The sequence below is a fragment of the Bacillus cereus genome (assembly GCF_002567495.1).
Taxonomy (GTDB): domain Bacteria; phylum Bacillota; class Bacilli; order Bacillales; family Bacillaceae_G; genus Bacillus_A; species Bacillus_A cereus_AQ.
Window position 1 is genome coordinate 1 of record NZ_NVAP01000118.1, and the last position, 416, is coordinate 416.

Below are 416 nucleotides of genomic sequence, written 5' to 3' on the forward strand. Positions count from 1 at the left end.
AGTGGTTTAGGTGTTTTGATAGGTGTCCCGTTTTCGGGGTACAGTTCAAATCTTATGTCATCTCTTTTTTAGTGAATTTATGTTGATAACATTATATGTTCCGTTATATAAAATTGCAACTAGTTCCATTTATTTGAAAATAGGTGATGTACCAGGATCATTTTTTTTCTTTGTGCATTTATTATAAATAGTAAAGCCTTTTTAAAGGAATAAATCGGAGGCGGATTAATGTCAGATAAAAAAAAATCAGAACAATTTAGTTGTAAGGAATTATTATCCGCGGCTGCATTAGATCCAAACTTGATTGGTCCTACACTCCCACCTATCCCATCATTTACACTACCAACAGGACCAACAGGTGGAGCAACAGGTTCAACGGGAGTAACAGGACCAACAGGACCAACAGGATCAACAGG

General features: G+C 36.3%; 1 protein-coding gene. It reads left to right on the top strand.

Annotated features, from left to right (window positions below):
* Positions 1-228: 228 nt before the first annotated feature.
* The coding region (locus tag COK05_RS30650) for an exosporium leader peptide-containing protein (RefSeq protein ID WP_141539328.1) at positions 229-416 on the top strand (188 nt) is incomplete at its 3' end.